This is a genomic window from Marinobacter sp. DSM 26671 (genome assembly GCF_900112835.1).
GTDB lineage: Bacteria > Pseudomonadota > Gammaproteobacteria > Pseudomonadales > Oleiphilaceae > Marinobacter > Marinobacter flavimaris.
Genome location: NZ_FONF01000011.1, coordinates 136,551 through 154,831, shown reverse-complemented (window position 1 = coordinate 154,831; position 18,281 = coordinate 136,551). Strand labels below are relative to the sequence as shown.

The window sequence follows — 18,281 nt, the reverse complement described above, 5'->3', positions numbered from 1 at the left end:
GTACCGGTGGAGACTACGGACAACTGAAGAAAATGCTTTGATCACGCAGGCATAAATTGCAATTTTTTTTGGAGCCGGTCAGACAATGGCCGGCTGCGAGAAGAAGCGAAGGTTCATGAAATGGAGCAAAACCAGAGGTTATGAATCAGCTCATGAATGTCATGCATACAGCAATTAATTAGGCTACTGAAATACCGCGTTATTCATAATTTTCCATATCATCGGTGATCGCCGGGTCGGAATAGTTATTCCACTTTATCGTTAGTGCATCCGATTAAGCGATACCAGCCTTCAAAAGTGAATCGAAAGCCGATTCGAAGCTGAGAGCTGCAAATGTCCGCTTTTGTTTAGAAACAAACGTTTTGGATCGCTTCAAGTGCTTTCATGAACACAATTTGATGAACAGGAACAGGGCTCTGCCTTCTCGCCGCAAGCGGCGATTCACCAGAGGTATTTAAGGACCAGGGATGATCCGCTAAGCTGGAAATGCGGCACAGCCTGAGGCCCCATTGGCCGCGACCGGCGATGAGGGGGTAGTGCTCTGTCAGACAACCCCCGAATCCCTTTTCCTCTCTGTCAGTAGTTCTCTCAAAAAACTCGCTCGCCGATTCGCATGGCTTTCCGCTTTTGTTATTACCTCGAAATCGCTAACTTGCCCAACAATATGGATTTCTGCCTCGGCGCGGGTAATCGCGGTGTAAAGCCATGCTCGGTCGGAAATGCGGCCCTTCTGTACTACCACGATAATTCTTGGGAACTGGCTACCCTGAGCCTTGTGGAGCGTGATCGCATAGCCAAGTTCCATGCAGTCGAACACATCCTCGGTGATGTCTATCTCCTCTCCGGTATCCAGAGTTACGACACCAAATGTCTCCTGGTCGCCTTGAAAAGCGCGGTCTGCTGAGGATAGGACACCAAGAGATCCGTTCTGGATGCCGACAGTATAGTTGTTCCTAGTGAATAGGATCGGGTCGCCTACCCTCAGATCAATAAAGAAATCATCCCCATGCAGCTTGAACTCCAGCCTCTGGCCGCCTGGATTGATTAGCCGTTGACATTCCAGGTTTAACTCGCCAACCAGGGCCTTCGTTGCACCGATAATCTGGGTATTGTGAGCGGATTCGGCATACAGGGTCTTGCACTTATCGACTACACGCTCCGGAGGCGTCTCGTGGAACGTGATTGCACCAAATGATAACGATGGAGGAACATCGCCTCGGTTGATGGTGGCAGAGTATTCAGGGATACCCGTTGAGCCTTCCTGACGCTTCACGATATTCAGCTCAACATTGGCAATTGCGCCAGATTCGATTATGTCTGAGAGGACTTTGCCACAGCCTATGGGCGGCAGTTGGTTTGGGTCGCCCGTCAGAATAATACGTACCGACGGATCAAGGTGCGTGACGATCCGGTACATGGTCGGCAGGTCGATCATGCTGCTTTCGTCGATAACCAAGAGGTGCTTGGGCTGAACCAGAGAGGGTGAGATCGGCTCCTCCCGCAACATGCGAGCAATCGTCATGGTGAAAAAACCGATGCTTTCGTGCAGTCGCATGGCAGCCCGCCCAGACAACGCCACGGCGTGTATTTCATAGCCCAGTGCGGCGTAAGCCTTTAATACGGTCCGAAGCACCGTGGTTTTTCCAGTACCGGCACCGCCCGTAATGCAGGACACACCGTTGGTGAGACTGGATTCAACCGCCTCCAGTTGATGCTCAGTAAGATCGTAAGGCAACTCCCGGGCGGCTTCGGTCAGTGCTTTGAAAACGGATTCATCTTCGTCCGTGATGGTTGCCAGTGTTTTGAGCCGCTTGGCGACCACCGATTCCATTATTATCTGTGCAGTCGGGTGATAGGTGCCGGTCTGCGGCCTGAGAATGAACTGGCCATTGAGATAGCCATTGGCAAAGACCTCGGCAACCAGGTCTTTATCGCCCAGAAGCTTTATGATCTCGGGCCTTAAAACTTGATGCGTTGCGTAGGTGTGACCTTTTTCGACCTGCCTGCGGATTGCGCTTTCCAGGGCAGCTGCGAGCCTCACCGGAGCTGATTTCTCAAAGCCCAATTGCTCGGACATCGCATCGATGTCGGCGAACGGCATCCCAAAGCCCAGCAGAGCCCAGGGATTGGCTTTTAGGATATCGACAGTGCGCTCATCGTGATATTTGAGAATACGCTGCTGAATACGCAGCGGAATGCCCAGTGAAGCGAGCAAGTTCGCGTGTGCGAGATTCCGATACTTGGCGTAGCCGTTATGCAGGGCTTCAATTGAGGCGTCGCTCAGAACGTCTCTCAGACGCTCTCTGTGCTCTTCCGTGTCCGATTGGAGCAACGGGTGCAGGTCGCTCCCGAAGGCTTCCCAGAGGGCGCGAGCTTTCGACTCACCAATTCCAGTGAAGTCTTTCTCGGTAGCGATGAAGCGAATGAGCGCTTCACCCGTTTCCGGCAGCGTGCATTCCATCTCAGCCGGATCGTTATACAGATGCTGCTGAAGCTCATAACCGCCCGCCTGGACGGCCTCAAGGGCCCGCTGGCCGCGAACCCGCCACTGCTGCCCCACCGACGGCTGGATCGGTAGAGACTGGTTTTCGCATCGGATGCTGACAATGTACTTGCCCGAATTGATTATGTAACTGTCGGCTTTGAGAGGTACGCCTGTGAAGATCGTATACTTTGAGCCACTGTGTTGGCAGCTGGTAACACGGAAATAGTCTTCATGCATCGGGCGCTACCCCGAACTCGGTTAGGACCTCCGATAGCTCGCCATAACGCTTGAGCTTGGCTTCGAGGGTTGCCACACGAGCTTTCAGCTCGATGTTTTCCTGCTCCAGTGCCGAGAGACGCCGGGACTCCAAAGCTTTCTGGTTGACCGTGGGATCATAGCGTTTGGGTTGAGACCTCTGAACCGAAGCCTCCTGAGTGAGTGGTGGCAGCACACCCCGCTCACGTAGACCTTGCTCTAACGTTTCCAGGGCCTCCTTGATGGCTGGATTCTGACGCAGAGCGCTTTTGCCGATGCCAATGGCTTTCGCTACCTCGCCACGGTTTAACTGGCCCCGGTGAACGATTTGCTCAAAATCCTCGTCCGTTTGCGTGGCCGCCCAGCGTTGGAAGCCAACGAGGTTCTGGCGAGCTTTCTCTTGTCCATTAGACATGCTTTAAACTCAGCACTTTTTCAATGACGTCAACGAAGCCATTACGGAAGATCACCTTGCCGTTTTGGTCCTTGATACTTCCACGTTCCCCTCGAACCCAACCCTGCCGCATCAGGAACTCATCAGAAATTGCTTCCTTCAGTGCGTCCAACTCATGACTCAGGAAATTTGGAAGTTGCGATTCAACCGCAGCTTCCGAACCGGAACGGCAATCAATTTCCAGCTTTTTAATCGACGCAAACCCTTTGTTTTCGGCTTTCAGGTGGCGTACCTGGGCAATCAGGTCGAGGACAAGGTAACGATGAGTTGCGTTTCCGAGCTCATTCACCCAGTCGTACTTTCCAGACGGAGTAATTCGACCCTTGACCTCTTTTTTCTTCTCATCGCCAAGGACCCGCCATGCATCAATCACAGCTCGATACGGTTCGCCTGTTTTATTCCGAATCGTTTGAGTACTTGGAACCCCACGATTCGCGCCAAGCTTGGCAATCGTTGCGATTCTAAAATCAACGGCACCCGAACTATGATGCTCCTGACAGACTTCATGCAGCGCTTCCAGAGATTTTCTCGAGCGAGCGCTTTTTAGTTGGCTCAGAACCGCCTCGTAGACTTCGTTTGGATCACTCATCGCAGATCTCGATTCCTAGCGGGAATTTCAGAGACCCGTTCATGACCGATTCGATCTCTTTGCGTATGTCGCCGAATTTCAACGGTTCAGCAAGGTCTTCTAGCGAGATTTGACCGTTCACCAAGCTGTCAGCAAGGTGCCAGTCATTCCCTGTTTGCTTCATGAGCAATTGAACAACCTGGTTGGCAGCGCGTAGCTGTTGGTCATCGGTTAGCCTGAACATCGCCGGAGCGATCCCATTGGTGTCAGCAAGTTTATCTAACATCTGAGTGAGCAAAGGCTGTGCCCTGGACGCACTTGCGCTTTCGTAGATTTCGGCGTTCGCACACACTTCAGCCAATAGCCTGAAATCGCTTTGCTGCTCGTCCAGATGCATATCCATTTCCACGTAGTTTTCACTGACAATCAATTGCTGTTTATCCGTCTCAGTTTTGTTTAAGAGTTCCGTAGATTGAGTGATGAGCCGATATAAGTGCTGAAGATCGCACGCCAGCATGTCGAGTTTTCTGGCTTTTTCTTCATAAGCAGCAGTGACTTTTTTGAGTTTTCTTTCGTTCCCAAACATCTTGCCTGCACTCTCAGCATCGTAGCGTTCATCATCGAACGCTTGCCTTTGTTCCTCAAGCTCGTGGTATTCCTTACGGATGACGTTAATTTCGAGAATAATTTCGTTGACGATGGCCGATAAGCCACCAAGGAAAGCTGGGCCCGTGATGAAGAACCGGCATCGTGGGCAATTTCTTGTTCCCAGATAGCCGCTGGGAACCGGCGCGTAAAAGGCCTCTTGTTTCCGCTCGACCAACGGCTCACCACCTTGGTCACACTTGGCCCCGCCCACGGGACAAATTCCGATACTCATCAATTGAAAGGCGGCGGCTGGCCAGTTTGAATTCAAACACTGATCCAGAGTGGTTCGATCTGTGGCGATGAGTTCTGATCTAGCCTCATCGATCTTCTTCTGAATGATGAGGTCCTGGTAGCGGTCCAGACTTTGTTCGAGCGCCCGTTTCTCGGCAGCAGCCAATTCCTTTCGCATCATGCTATGGCCAACTTTCGTGTAGTAAATCGTCATTACGAGTGACGCATGGCCAACCAACTTCGAGATCACGGCGATGGACATTCGCCCATCGACAATATAAGCCGTAATCAGACTGACCCGTAAGGCGTGGGGGGTGAACTGGCTTTTGTAGTCCACGCTGTTCTTTTTTTGAATTCGCTCAGCCAGATCCTCACCGGGGCTCTGGCTATGGAAAAGCAGGGCCGGCAAGGTGCGCGCGAAGGTGGTTGTTGTGAACATCGGCGACACTTTTTCTTCGCAAGCCAATGAGGCAGGGTCGCGGAAAAGAAACGCTTGTTTACCCCGTCTCTTGAGAATGTCCTTGTTGGTCGGGTGCCGAAGTTTGATCTTGGTCCAAGGCGTCAGCTCATCGATGGGGTTGTATTTTGATTGCCAGTCCCGCAGTTGAATGATCCAGTAAGCTAAGCCATCTGGCATGAAGGGAATGTTGTAGCCACCGAGTTTTTTTCCGGTTTTATTCGTTGTGATGTAAGAGCTCAGCTCGCCTTCCTCACCCCTTCTCAGGAAGCCCTGATTGCGCTTCGGAGTGGCAAGGTGGCTGATATTTTTGACCCAGCAAACCTTCCCCTCACGCAAAACTGGAATAAACTCATCTCCCTCACCGCTGTCCAGCCAACATATCTGTTGGCCTCGAAGGGGCATGGATAACAGCACGTAATTCGCCACAATTTTGACCGGCGACCAAAGTTCGTAAGCTTCCTCAAAATACCGCTCACCATCCTGCTTTTTTCTGTCCTTGGTCACGGTTCGATAAATGCAGTTTGGGTCATTCTCATCGATCAGTTCTGGATCAACCTCAAACCAACAATCTTCTAAAAACGGGTGCAGCGAGTAGAGGTCTCGGAACGATGTTGCGTCAGGCGGAATCAGATGCCCTTTGGCTCGCAGAATTGCGTCCAAGGGCAGCGGCGGTTTGTTGGACTCGCTCCGTCGGTAGCTGGGAAACTGATCCAGCAGGCCCTTGAGCACCGTTCGTAAGGGGTTGCGGAATCCTGGCAGGAAAATCAGCTCGCCCTCATCATCCACATCCGCGCAATAATTCTTCAAAACCCATTCGAGAAAATCCGCACAGATGTTATGCCTAGGTTTTTTTACGGTATCGCCCGTTGCGTGAACAAAAGCCTCATAAGCACTCTCATTAAAAGGGATGTCCCTCGACAGCATGGCCCCAGGATCGTCGATCAGCTTCTGCCCCGCCACGTAGACCCTGAGAAAAGCCCTCAAATGTGAGTATTTGGCGGCTTGGTTTGTGCCTGCCTCCACATAACGCTGGATGGCTTCCCAAATCCTCGGATAAATGGTCAGCAATTCAGGGTCAAAGGCGCTTTCGTTTCCTAGAAACATGGGCCAGCTTACCCAGTTCTCAGCGTAGATTTTATCAGGATCGCTCGGCAGACTGGGGTCTTGCCGGTAGCCCTTTTTGTACTCATGTCGTGATGTTAAGCCCAGTTTCTGCGCGGCCTCGGACGCTTCGGCGTAGGTGGCGTAGAATTTCTCGCCGGGACGCTCTGTACCCAGAAAATCGTACCAGTCCACCCAGTTCTCAGCGTAGGTTTTATCAGGAACGCTCGACAGACTGGGGTCTTGCCGGTAGCCCTTTTTGTATTCAGGTAGTGATGTTAAGCCCAGTCCCTGCGCGGCCTCGGACGCTTCGGCGTAGGTGGCGTATTTCTCGCCCGGGCGCTCTGTACCGAGAAAGTCGTACCAGTCCACCCAGTCCTCAGCGTAGGCTCTATCAGGAGCGCTCGGAAGCCTGGGGTCTTGCCGGTAGCTTTTTAGGTATTCAGATAGTGATGTTAAGCCCAGTCCCTGCGCGACCTCGGACGCTTCGGCGTAGGTGGCGTAGAATTTCTCGCCGGGACGCTCTGTACCGAGAAAGTCGTACCAGTCCACCCAGTCCTCAGCGTAGGCTTTATCAGGGGCGCTCCGCAGCCTGGGATCTTGCCGATAGCCTTTTGCGTATTCAGATTGTGATATAAAGCCCAGTCTCTGCGCGGCCTCGGACGCTTCGGCGTAGGTGGCGTATTTCTCGCCGGGACGCTCTGTACCGAGAAAATCGTACCAGTCTACCCAGTCCTCAGCGTAGGCTTTATAAGGAGCGCTCGACAGGCTGGGGTCTTGCCGGTAGCCCTTGTTGTATTCAGGTTGTGATGTAAAGCCCAGTCTCTGCGCGGCCTCAGACGCTTCGGCGTAGGTGGCGTATTTAGTCGTCATGCGAGAGTCCTCTCGAAATTGCAGATATCGGATGCTGTTCGGGTGAGAGTCTCTTCAAATGCGCCCGCATCTGTTTCTCAGTGAGTTCGGTGTATACCTGCTGACTTTCTATTGATTTATGATGCAGCGCGTTTTTAATGATCAGGGAACTGGATTTGGCGTCAGACAAAGCCCGCCCGTATGAGTGACGATGGGCATGGGCCGTTGTTCCAGCTTCTTTTGAAAATGGTAGGCCGACCCGCTCTACTGCTCTTTTGAGCGACTGGTTGTAGCCTTTAATCGAGTGAGGAGCGCCAGTGCGAGTTGTAAACGCAAACGGATGCATTCCATCATCCGAATACCGCTGATACATCAAGTACAACCGCCATAGCTCATTGAAAGTTTCGCCGGCAGATTGCGGAAACCACCAAACCGTCATGAAGTGGAGGTCTTCGTTATCCTCCTTCGGATTTTTCCATCCTGCATGCAGGGTGTGAGACTTCGGATACTCGAATCGGGGCTTTAGTCCGAACCGCTGAAGCAGCTCTTCACGTCTACTTGGGCTGTTCGGACTTAGCTTCCCTTTTTCGGGGTGAAAAACTTTGACGAGCGCCGTTCCATCCTCCCAAGGGATAATGTCTTCTACCCAAAGGTGGAAGCACTCGCTGAGCCGAAGCCCTCCATAATGCATCAACATGGTGATCAGTACATTTTTCAGGTCGAGCCGCTCATGAATCCTATCGCTGGTCTCGAAGCCGTATCGAACGAATCCGTCCCAACGCAAATCATCAATCCGTCCTTCCGGAAAACTTTTCGTGCTTTCGGTACCTTTTGAGCGAGAAACCTTCCTGGGCATGACATATCGAAAATAAGAGGGGTCCGGCTTGCTTGCCCAAAGATGGGAGAAAAAGGCACGGCGCTTTTTCTGATAATGGGCTGCCAAGCCCATCCATTCCTCATAACGGGTTGGTTTAACCTTCGGGTTTATCTGGTATTTTTTCTCTTCGTGTTGCTTAGCCAACCAGTCTGTGTAGTGTGTAATGAGCTTGATAAGAAAAGCTGCATCGTTGTCTGAGCGTGGCTTCCAACGCAACCAACTGGGGTCATTACCGTTTTCACCAATCGTTCCCGTGTACAGGCTGTTGGAAAACTCTCGGAAAAGCTGATAGTGCTTATCAAAACAGCCCTCGTTTTGCTTTGTGTAATCGATCAAAAGCCGGACTGCGAAGGCGCTTCTGTCTTTCCAGCTCCGTGACTTGTTCCGATGGACGATCAAATAGTCCAGATAGCTTCTCAACAGGCCATCGTGCGTCACGATTACCGGAAGACTGACCTGGAGTCCGGTGTTATCTACTCTGATGTTCGCTTCCAGACAAACACTATTAAGCACATTTTTTCTCGTATCTGTAGTATGTTTTTAATAGTACTATAGTGGGATTAAAGTGAAGAAGAAAGTGCGGATTAGGAACTTTGGGGGATTTTTAAGGTGTTTTTAGTACAGAAACTTCATTCTACTAATCGCAAAACGTGCACTTGTTCCAGGAGCAGCCGTTGGTGACCGGCAGGATCAGTGACTTGGCTTCACTGGGAGGCCGGAAGACCGGCTCCACGTAGTCGATTGGAAAGCTGTACATAGTCGGGCTCGGATTTGAGGATTCAGAAATTACTTACTGGCGATATCAGGGCAGAAACTGGGCTTTCAAGTCAGCGCAACCGGGGCCGACTACTGGCATATCCAGCATGACGGCCTGGGAGGTCATGAACGGAATGCCCCGGCGGTGTGCGTCAACCAGAAGCGTGGCAAGCCCTCCCACCAGGGGCATGTGGGAAACGATCAACAGGGGTGATTCGTGATGCTCAATCAATGCATCAAGGCAGGCTGCCGGGTCGTCGTCCGGAGTGATAAACATCTTTTCTTCAACGGGACAATTGAGAATTTCGGAGACGATCGCCGCCGTTTGCCTGGCACGCACATAGGGGCTGCTCCAGACCAGCTTCGGGCGCCAGGGCGACTCCGCGATGCGAGCGGCAACCTCAGCCACGCCAAGCCGCCCGGCCTCTGTCAGTTCACGTTCCTGATCCAGCGTATGCCAGCCAGCTTCCCCATGGCGCATGATGAGCAGTTGCAAGGGCTCTCTCCTTTCCGGCCTGGTCCCGGTTCAGCGGGCCTGTTACTGGCTGATGGTCCGCGGCAGTATAAATTCTACGTCGGAATTCTGGACCGACATCATGAGGCTATTGATGACCGCCTTGATTGAAGCGTTGTCATAGAGGATCTCGTAAAGACCACGAACCAGTGGCATATAGATCCCGATGGCCTCGGCTTTTTGCTTGACGAGCTTCAGGGTATAGATGCCCTCGGCCACCTGCCCGAGCTCCGCCACGGCATCGTCCAGTTTCTGGCCCTGGCCAACGGCGTAACCCACTCGAAAGTTCCGGCTCTTGGATGAGGTGCAAGTCACGATCAGATCACCGACACCCGCCAGCCCCATGAATGTCATTGGGTTGGCGCCAAGGCTGACGGCAAACCGACTCATCTCTGCAAGACCGCGGGTAATCAGCATGGCCTTGGCGTTCTCACCCATTTCAAGGGCGGAGGCAAGACCTGCAACAATCGCATAGATGTTCTTCAGTGCCCCGGCGAGTTCCACGCCATACACATCCACGTTCGCGTAAACGCGAAAATACTCGCACCCCAGGAGGTCCTGGACCGAACGGCGTACATCCGGATCCTTGGCGGCAATAACAGTGGCGGTCAGATCCCGGTTTACGATCTCACCAGCCAGGTTGGGGCCACTGAGCACGCCAGTACGACAACGAGGGATCTCTTCCTGCAGAATCTCGCTCATCAGTTTGAAGCCGTGCTCTTCAATCCCCTTGGTGAGGCTGATGACGATTTGCTCGTCGCGGAATTTGTCGCTGTTTTCGCGGATAACGGCCCGAAAGGCTTTGCTCGGAATGGCAACAAAGACGATCTCGGCCTTGCTGACAGCGTCCGCCAGGTCTGTGGTGGGCTGAATGTCACCGGTCAGCTCAATGCCTGGCATGTAGCGGCTATTGATTCGGGTGCTGCGGATCTCTTCGGCCTGGGCTTTGCCACGCATCCAGAAATGAACACGGTGACCGTTTTCACCCAGCACCTTGGCCATGGCAGTACCAAAACTGCCACCGCCCAGAACCGCCACATCATGTACTGGCGCGGCTGCCTCAGTGTTCCGGGGCGTCGATTGTTCAGACATAGTTCTTCCGTTCTGTCAGATCAGGTGTGATACCGGCTATGTCGCACCAGGGTGGCGCAGTTAACCGGGCTCTTCACATTCCAGAGCGCGCACCAGATTCTTGAATTCTTCCCTGTTTCGGCTGTTCAGGCCCATCAGCACTTTATGGGCATCAAGAACCTTGTCTCGAACCTGTTGTTCGCTGGCCCTGAGTACGGGAATCTCTTCAAGCTCTTCAATTCGGGACGCGGGTTCTCGCACAATAATAAAGATCTTGTCGAAACCCATGGAAGTGATAATGCGGGTAATATCGGGATTGGTCGAAATAAGTGTGGGCAGGAAGTTGCTCTGTTTCTGGGCCGCCATCGCGATCTTGGCAAGCAGTCCGAGTGTGGTGCTGTCGATAATCTCGGTCTCGGTCAGGTCGATCACCACGGTCTTGAACTCCGGGTCCTGGGTGATGGACTCAACCAGATTGTCCAGCGTCGAACACAGGTTCAGCCGGATTTCCCCAATAAACTTCAGGACATAGATGCCCTGTTTTTCAGCTTGCAGGATCTTGTAACCAGCCATGTTTCACACTGCCACTAATTCGACGGGGTGTTATCTGATCCGTTAATGGTATCAGTTACCGATACGATAGCGATATCGTCCGGCAGCTCTGTGATCTGTTCCAGATGCAGAGCCTCGTTCAGAGAGGCGATAGTGTGACGACCTCCCGATACGAGTTCAAGTAGTGTCCGCTCCTTTTCATCCAGTCCCTTTTCTTGGATAACTTCCAGAATTCCATCCGAAAACAGGGTCAGATGAAACGGTTTGTTCAGGGGAACCTCATACACTTCCCATTCCGGCGTCTCAAACAGCCCTACCGGAAGCCCGCTTCCCTCGAGAAACGCAGCCTCCCCACCTTCAAAGGACAGGATAGGCATCGGGAAATGGGCGCCGACTGCATAATTCAATTTACGTTCGCTCAGGGAAATAATGCCAACGAATACGGTTACGTGTTTACCGAGGCCGGTATCCAGCAACTCGGAATTGATGCGTTCCAGGAATCGGTCCGGGTACAGGATATCTTCACTGGAGCCCCGGCGAAGGTTTCGCTGCAAGCGGTTGGTCAGGTTCTTCAGCAATACGGTTACAAACGCGGAACTGGCGCCATGGCCGGAGACATCGGCGATGTACACCAGAACCTTGTCGTCGGAAATACGGAAGTAATCCAGAAAATCACCGCTCAGGTAGAGCGATGGCTTGATCATGTGGTCCACGTGCAGGCCACTCATCACCTGTTCGTGCTCCGGAAGCATCCGTAACTGGACCTTTCGGCCGGCACGCTGGTCTGCCCGCAGCTCGGCGATGCCGTCCCGCAGGTCACGATTTGCCTCTTCAAGCTCCTGCCGGTAAAGCTGATTCAGCCGGTTGACCCGGACCCGGTCGAACAATTTCCCGATAACGTCGTCCAGTGCGCCCTTGTCGTCGTTGCAGGGTTTGAGGACAAAATCCGCCGCCCCGGCCCTGAGGGCGCTGACCACATCGGCGCTGGACTCGCTGGACGAACAGGCGACGATCGACGTGAATGTTTCGGCTTCTTCCAGGCGATTGGCGAGATCCCGGATGGACTCCGGAGGCAGGTCTGCAAAGATGACATCGGGAATGTTATCGTCAAAAAGCGCCTTGGCGCTGGCGAGATCCCGGTAGCCGGTCACGTAGAACCCCCTCGCTTCAAGGTAACGGGCGAGATCCGTACGGGCCTTTTCATCGGCGTCTAATATAAGTATGCGCTCGGTGCGCGAGGTCATGGCGACTGCCCTAAACTACCAGCGATAAACGATAAATTGGCTTGATTAAGCCTATTCTGGCACGCCCCTGTGATATAACAAGGCCAAGTTCATGAAATCGGAGGATTCCATCTGATGCGACGTGCCGTAAACGATCTACTCGGAGCCTATGACAAGCTGATCATGGATCCGGTTCACGGAGGCATTCCGCTTTACCGGCACGAGATCCAGGTGATTGATCACCCGCTGTTCCAGCGACTGCGAAACATCTGCCAGAACGACATCCTGAGCCTGGTCTTTCCCGGCGCAACCCATTCCCGCTTTCTGCACAGTATTGGTGTGATGCATGTGGGCACGCGCATGTTCCGCTCGATGATCGACGCCTACCTCAGGGAGCGCCAGCTCAGCGAGCAAACCGACCTGAGCCTGAGCCAGCTCGACGCCATCGACTATCTGGCCAAAACCATCCGGTTGGGCTGTCTTCTGCATGACAGCGGGCATTCAAGTTTTTCCCATCAGTTCACCCAGGCCCGGCGCATTCGGGAACTGATGTCCCGTCCCGGCCGCTTCCGGGATCTGTGGCGCGGCGTGGATTATTCCGCCTACCACCCGGAAGAACCCGATGAGCTGGAACACGAGCATTATTCCGTGCGTGTCGCCCACGATGTGCTCATGGCGGTGGACCTGGAAAGTGCCGGGCTTTTCGCGCGGGACGTTATCGGAATTATGGAAACGACAGAGGTAAAACCCAGTGAGACGTTCTGTCGTCACGCCCGCACATTCTGGGCCTTTATTGCGGGAGAGGATGCCGCGGCGGGATCACCGCTCAGCGAAAACATACCCGGGCTGGTGATGGATCTGTTGTCATCGATTGTATCCGGCGAAATTGACGCTGACCGGGCCGATTACATGCTGCGGGACGGCTTCCACTCTTCGGTAACCATCGGCGGTTTCAACCTGGACCACCTTTTGAGCAACCTGCGTTTTGGATGGGATGTGTCCGAACCCTGGCTGGGGCTGGCCATAACCCAGAAAGGACTGGGGGCGCTCGAGGACTTTGTCTACAGTCGCCACCAGATGTACCGCAAGGTTTACGCCCACAAGACCGCGCTGGGCTTTGACTGGCTGCTTCGGGAAGCGATCAACGAAGTGCTCGATGACCCGGAGAACTTTGAATGGGTGGATACCTGCCTGAGCGACATGGCCTACTTTGCAGAACTGACCGACAACTTCTTCTGGGAGGCGTTTCGGAAAGTGGCCCGCAAGCACCCGAAGAGTTTCTCGTTCTGCATTGTAAACCGGGTGAAACTGAACCATCTGGATACCCGGGAAGACCTCTCAGCCAGGGGGATCGAACGTCATAGCGCATGGTTGGCCGAAGAGCTTTCTCTCAGCCCTGCCCAGGTAGTGACCTGTTCGATGCGGGCGCGCTTCTCGAACATTCAGGACAACTTTAACGGCATCAAGGTGCTCGTGCGCGAACCTATCCTCCGCACCCGGTCGTTGAAGAAGATCACCGACGTCAGCGCCTTCTTCAGCAAGTTCAGTGACGGCACCATCACGCATTTCTATACCCGGCCCGATGTGACCACCGGTAACCAGGAGTCTCTCACTGAGTAGTGGGAGCGGTCGTCAGTTCGGCAACCAGTCCGCAGGCACTGTCGAACGCGCCTTCTACCCGGCCGCCACTGAGCCAGTCGCCTGCGAGCCCGATCTTGTAATCCGGGAACCATAGATGGCCAGGGTGTTCTCCGCCTTCAGAACGCGCGTAGAGCCAGCGATGGGTAACCACTTCGTCCGGACCGGTATCGAAGTCGGTCGTTTCACGAAACGCAGCCAACAGTTTTTCGGCCACTTCCTCGGCTGGTGTATCCACATTGTCTTCGGTCCAGGCTGGGCTGGCGTGCAAAACCCACCACTGGCCCTCGTCGTCCCGACCGGGCTTGCTGGAGTTGTTGGCCACCCAGAACAGCGCCGGGTGCTTGCAGCGCATGCCTTCGTGATGCGGCCAGGGCGATACCGGGAAGTGGGCGGCAACGGCCCAGCATGGCAGAACCCGGCTCACCGGCTCGTCCAGGTGGGAGGCCAGAGCGTCGAGGCCGCTGTCCGCCAGCAAATCCCGAGCCTGTGCCGGAGGCGCGGTAACGATAACTGCATCAAAATCCCCGAGGTGCGAGCCGGCGGTGGAAAAGAGCGACCAGGACTGGTCGTTTCGGGCCAATCTGGCAACGCGTGTCTCGGTAACAACGTGAGCGTGTCCGGACAGGGCCCGGGTAATCGCTGTCATGCGGGGAATACCGACGTAACGGGTCTCCTCAGGGAAGGACTCCCATTTATCAGCATTCGTCTGGAAACCAAACCGTCCTTCCCACGGTCCGAAGCTTTCAGGGCCGGCAAATTTATGGAGAAACGGCAGGAAATCCGGGTTCCGGGAGGTGAAGTATTGCGCGCCCATATCTGCTGACCCGCCGGTTACCCGCTTCGCAGCGAGCCTGCCACCCGGTCCCCGGCTTTTTTCGAAGACCGTAACGTCATGGCCGAGACCGCGCAGCTGGATAGCGGCGGTCAGCCCGGAGAGGCCTGAACCGACAATGGCGATACGGCGTATAAGTGACGAATCAAAGGTTTGATTAAACATGATTTATCGTGCATCCAATTACAGTAGTGAGATCGTACTACTCTCCATGAAACACCAGCGGCATCAAGACTGAGTGTGCGATCAAGATTCCATTAAAGAGAAAGGGCAATCAGGGTATGACCCGAATGCAACATTGGCTTACAAACATTCTGAGGTGGTTCGATTCCGAAGCAGGTTCGGATCACATAGACACCACGTCCCGATCATTCAATTTTTTACGCGTTATTCCGTTCATTGCGCTCCACCTGGCCTGCCTTCTGGCGTTTTACACCGGCGTAAGCGCATTCGCCATCGGATTCGCGATTGCTTTCTTCCTTGTGCGGATGTTTGCGATTACCGGATTCTACCATCGTTATTTTGCCCACAAGACGTTCAAGACCAGCCGGCCTGCCCAGTTTGTATTCGCGGTGCTCGGCGCCAGTGCGGCCCAACGCGGCCCGCTCTGGTGGGCTGCCCACCACCGCCATCATCATCAGCACTCCGATGATGTTCAGGACCTGCACTCGCCCCATCAGGGCGGATTTTGGTGGTCCCACATGGGGTGGTTCACCTGTGACGCCGGCTTTGCGACCGACGAACGTCGGATTCGGGACTGGCTGAAATTCCCGGAACTCAGGCTGATTAACCGGTTTGACGCTCTGGTACCGGCTCTCGCCGCCGTTGGTATTTACGGGCTGGGCGAGGCGTTGGCCGCGTGGGCTCCGGGGTTGGGGACCAACGGTCTGCAGATGCTTGTCTGGGGATTCTTCATTTCGACCGTCGTGCTGTTTCACGCCACGGTATCCATCAACTCTTTGTCCCATGTGTGGGGCAAGCGCCGATTTGAAACGTCGGACGACAGCCGAAACAACTTCTGGCTCGCCCTACTTACCCTGGGCGAGGGATGGCACAACAATCACCACCGCTGGCCGCAATCTGTTCGTCAGGGGTTCCGGTGGTATGAAATTGACATCACCTGGTATGGGCTATGGCTGATGTCGAAGCTTGGCATCATCTGGGAGCTCAACCCGATACCCAAGCACATTCAGGAAGAAACACGCGAACTGGATAAAATGAGGAGGAGCAGGCAATGACAACCGCCTCAAAGATCGAAGTAGGTACGCGTAATTCGGCGGTGCCGGCAACGCTCGATAATTTCAGAGCGCTGTTCAACGAACTCGACAAGGGTAATCTGAACAAGCTCTCCCGGGTCTACAGCGAGGATATCCGGTTCCAGGACCCACTGAGCACCGTATCGGGCCTGGATGAGCTGACCCACTATTTCGCCGGGGCTTATGCGAACGTCATCTCCTGTCGCTTTGAATTCGGTGAAGCCGTGGTTCACGGTGAGTTTGCCGCCTTGCCTTGGGTTATGCACCTTCGTCACAAGCGCCTTCGCAAGGGGCGTGAAGTCCAGGTGCAGGGCATCAGCCACCTCGAAATCCGGGACGGGATGGTGTGCTACCACCGTGATTACTTTGACGCCGGGGAAATGCTCTACGAAAACCTGCCGCTGATTGGCAGGGCCATTCGCTGGATCAAGGATCAGGCAGGATGAGTGATCGACTTCAGGAAACCTCGAATATCTGGATTACCGGCGCCAGTTCAGGCATTGGCGAATCCGTTACCCGTGCACTGGCACGCGGTGGTCACCGGCTTGTGATTACCGGCCGCCGACAGGGGGCTCTCGAAGAACTGGCCTCCGCAGCGCCAGACCGGATTATACCGGCGGCCGCAGACACCACCAGCAAAGAAGATCTCCAGACCATCGCAGGTACGCTGGAAAATCACGGCGACCTGAACATGGTGATACTGAACGCTGGCACCTGTGAATATCTGGAGATAGCGCACTACAACAGTGACGTTATCGAGAAGAACATTCACACCAATGTGATTGGCACGGCGCGATGTCTCGATATTGCTCTGCCTGCCCTCAGGCGCAGCCGGGCTAAAGGCCAGCCGGCGACCCTCGTGATCGTCAGCTCTTCCGCCTGGTGGTTCCCTTTCGGCCGGGCTGAAGGCTACGGCGCTTCCAAGGCGGCGCTGACCTATTTTGCCCATGCACTCCGGGCAGACCTTGACGCCGAAGGGATCGACGTAGTGGTGGTTTCCCCCGGATTCGTCAAGACACCATTGACCGATCGGAACGATTTTCCAATGCCTTTTCTGGTTTCTGCAGAGGATGCGGCGGAGCGCATTGTCAGTGGTCTTGCGCGTGGCAAGAACGAGATTGCATTCCCCAAGCGCTTCACCTGGATGTTGAAAGCGCTGGGCGCCCTTCCCCGGCCCTTGATCGACCGTATGTCGGCCTCTATGGCCCGTAAAAGCAACACCGAACAGGAAAATAATGGATGAGTAGTGAGCGTCAGCGGATTGCTGTCATTGGGGCCGGCGTTTCCGGCCTCACGGCTGCCTGGCTTTTGGCCGAGAAACACGATGTTCAGGTTTTTGAAGCGGGTGACTATGCCGGCGGTCACACAAACACCGAACAGGTCGAAGCCGGTGGCCGGACCTGGCCGGTGAATACCGGCTTCATCGTATTCAACGACTGGACCTACCCGAATTTCATCAAACTGATGGAGCGGCTGGGAGTTCCATCGGAAGTCAGCGACATGAGCTTCAGCGTGGACTGCAGCAGCACCGGCCTGCAGTATAACGGCACCAGCCTGAATACCCTGTTTGCCCAGCGAAAGAATCTTTTCAACCTGCCGTTCCTGAAAATGGTGAGGGAGATTCTGCGCTTTAACAAGGAAACCCGTGCAGACCTTGAAGCCGGCAATATCAATAACGAAGAAACACTGGGGGAATACCTGAACCGGAACGGGTACTCCCGCTATTTCAGGAACTACTACATTGTTCCGATGGGTGCGGCGATCTGGTCAGCACCGGAAATCGTGCTGGAACAGTTTCCAATCCGGTTCTTCCTGCAGTTTTTCAACAATCACGGCATGCTGTCTGTGGATGACCGCCCGACCTGGCGGGTGATTTCCGGTGGGTCTGCCCAGTACGTGAAGAAGATGATGGAACGGCTGGGTGATGGCATGCACCTGAACAGCCCTGTCGACAGGGTTGTCCGCCATGAGGACGGTGTAACCGTGACTGTCAGGGGCGAAGAACACCACTTTGACCAGGTGATTTTTGGCTGCCACAGCGACCAGGCCCTTGCCATGCTCGCTGACGCGACCGACAAGGAACGGGACATACTCGGAGCCATGGCCTATCAGAACAACGATGTCGTGCTCCATACAGACAGCAGCGTGTTGCCGGACAATCGCCGGGCATGGGCTGCCTGGAACTACTTTATTCCGACCCACAGTACTGAACCGGTTTCTGTCACCTACAACATGAACATACTACAGAACTTCCATGATGCCCCGGAAACCTTCTGTGTGACCCTCAATCGCAGCCGAGATATCGACCCCGAAAAGGTGATCAAGCGCTTCGAATACGCCCATCCGGTATTCACACTGGACGCGGTGGCAGCCCAGGAACGCTACGACGAAATCGGTAACCAAGATCGAACCCATTTCTGTGGTGCTTACTGGTTCAACGGATTCCACGAAGATGGCGTTCGCAGCGCGTTGCGGGTCACCGAAGCGTTCGGGGTGGAGCTTTGA

General features: G+C 54.3%; 15 protein-coding genes and 1 pseudogene. 5 read left to right on the top strand and 11 right to left on the bottom strand.

Annotated elements, in window-relative coordinates; all coding sequences use genetic code 11:
* Positions 1–544: 544 nt before the first annotated feature.
* From BM035_RS13765 to BM035_RS13725, 10 genes and pseudogenes are all read right to left on the bottom strand, one after another.
* A complete protein-coding gene (locus BM035_RS13765) occupies positions 545–2,722 on the bottom strand; it encodes an AAA family ATPase (protein WP_092032539.1) in 2,178 nt (725 codons plus the stop codon).
* On the bottom strand, positions 2,715–3,155 hold the full coding sequence (locus tag BM035_RS13760) for a VPA1267 family protein (protein WP_092032536.1): 441 nt from the start codon (positions 3,153–3,155) through the stop codon (positions 2,715–2,717). The genes BM035_RS13765 and BM035_RS13760 overlap by 8 nt, the downstream gene beginning before the upstream one ends.
* Positions 3,148–3,783, bottom strand: coding sequence for a gamma-mobile-trio protein GmtX (gene gmtX / locus BM035_RS13755; protein WP_092032534.1), 636 nt, complete (start codon positions 3,781–3,783; stop codon positions 3,148–3,150). Before gmtX ends, BM035_RS13760 begins: the two co-directional genes overlap by 8 nt.
* Complete coding sequence (gmtZ, locus tag BM035_RS13750; protein ID WP_092032531.1) at positions 3,776–7,075, bottom strand: gamma-mobile-trio integrase GmtZ; 3,300 nt, start codon at positions 7,073–7,075, stop codon at positions 3,776–3,778. The genes gmtX and gmtZ overlap by 8 nt, the downstream gene beginning before the upstream one ends.
* Positions 7,065–8,444: a gamma-mobile-trio recombinase GmtY gene (gmtY, locus tag BM035_RS13745; protein ID WP_092032529.1), complete on the bottom strand. Its 1,380-nt coding sequence runs from the start codon at positions 8,442–8,444 to the stop codon at positions 7,065–7,067. The genes gmtZ and gmtY overlap by 11 nt, the downstream gene beginning before the upstream one ends.
* 127 nt (positions 8,445–8,571) lie before the next feature.
* Positions 8,572–8,688 (bottom strand): annotated as a pseudogene (locus tag BM035_RS22805) (radical SAM protein); the annotation flags it as partial.
* Positions 8,689–8,733: 45 nt separating this feature from the next.
* Entirely contained in the window at positions 8,734–9,183 is a 450-nt protein-coding gene (locus tag BM035_RS13740; protein WP_053115346.1) for a SixA phosphatase family protein, read from the bottom strand.
* Positions 9,184–9,225: 42 nt separating this feature from the next.
* Entirely contained in the window at positions 9,226–10,293 is a 1,068-nt protein-coding gene (locus tag BM035_RS13735) for an NAD(P)H-dependent glycerol-3-phosphate dehydrogenase (protein WP_008171642.1), read from the bottom strand.
* Positions 10,294–10,353: 60 nt separating this feature from the next.
* Positions 10,354–10,845, bottom strand: coding sequence for an STAS domain-containing protein (locus tag BM035_RS13730; RefSeq protein ID WP_008171643.1), 492 nt, complete (start codon positions 10,843–10,845; stop codon positions 10,354–10,356).
* Positions 10,846–10,859: 14 nt separating this feature from the next.
* Positions 10,860–12,068 carry a PP2C family protein-serine/threonine phosphatase gene (locus tag BM035_RS13725; RefSeq protein WP_092032527.1) on the bottom strand — a complete coding sequence of 403 codons (1,209 nt, stop codon included), beginning with the start codon at positions 12,066–12,068 and terminating at the stop codon, positions 10,860–10,862.
* A 114-nt stretch (positions 12,069–12,182) separates the two neighbouring features.
* Here BM035_RS13725 and BM035_RS13720 point away from each other — a divergent pair, with 114 nt between their 5' ends.
* Complete coding sequence (locus tag BM035_RS13720; RefSeq protein ID WP_092032525.1) at positions 12,183–13,667, top strand: HD domain-containing protein; 1,485 nt, start codon at positions 12,183–12,185, stop codon at positions 13,665–13,667.
* Here BM035_RS13720 and BM035_RS13715 read toward each other — a convergent pair.
* The gene (locus BM035_RS13715; RefSeq protein WP_092032522.1) at positions 13,657–14,685 is read right to left on the bottom strand and encodes an NAD(P)/FAD-dependent oxidoreductase; all 1,029 of its coding nucleotides are present in this window, start codon (positions 14,683–14,685) and stop codon (positions 13,657–13,659) included. The genes BM035_RS13720 and BM035_RS13715 overlap by 11 nt on opposite strands.
* Positions 14,686–14,801: 116 nt before the next feature.
* Here BM035_RS13715 and BM035_RS13710 point away from each other — a divergent pair, with 116 nt between their 5' ends.
* Genes BM035_RS13710 through BM035_RS13695 form a run of 4 tightly spaced genes read left to right on the top strand, consistent with a single transcriptional unit; the run spans position 14,802 to position 18,281 of the window.
* On the top strand, positions 14,802–15,758 hold the full coding sequence (locus BM035_RS13710; RefSeq protein ID WP_053115351.1) for an acyl-CoA desaturase: 957 nt from the start codon (positions 14,802–14,804) through the stop codon (positions 15,756–15,758).
* The gene (locus BM035_RS13705; protein ID WP_053115352.1) at positions 15,755–16,222 is read left to right on the top strand and encodes a nuclear transport factor 2 family protein; all 468 of its coding nucleotides are present in this window, start codon (positions 15,755–15,757) and stop codon (positions 16,220–16,222) included. Before BM035_RS13710 ends, BM035_RS13705 begins: the two co-directional genes overlap by 4 nt.
* Positions 16,219–17,019, top strand: coding sequence for an SDR family NAD(P)-dependent oxidoreductase (locus BM035_RS13700; RefSeq protein ID WP_092032520.1), 801 nt, complete (start codon positions 16,219–16,221; stop codon positions 17,017–17,019). Before BM035_RS13705 ends, BM035_RS13700 begins: the two co-directional genes overlap by 4 nt.
* The gene (locus BM035_RS13695) at positions 17,016–18,281 is read left to right on the top strand and encodes an NAD(P)/FAD-dependent oxidoreductase (protein ID WP_092032517.1); all 1,266 of its coding nucleotides are present in this window, start codon (positions 17,016–17,018) and stop codon (positions 18,279–18,281) included. The genes BM035_RS13700 and BM035_RS13695 overlap by 4 nt, the downstream gene beginning before the upstream one ends.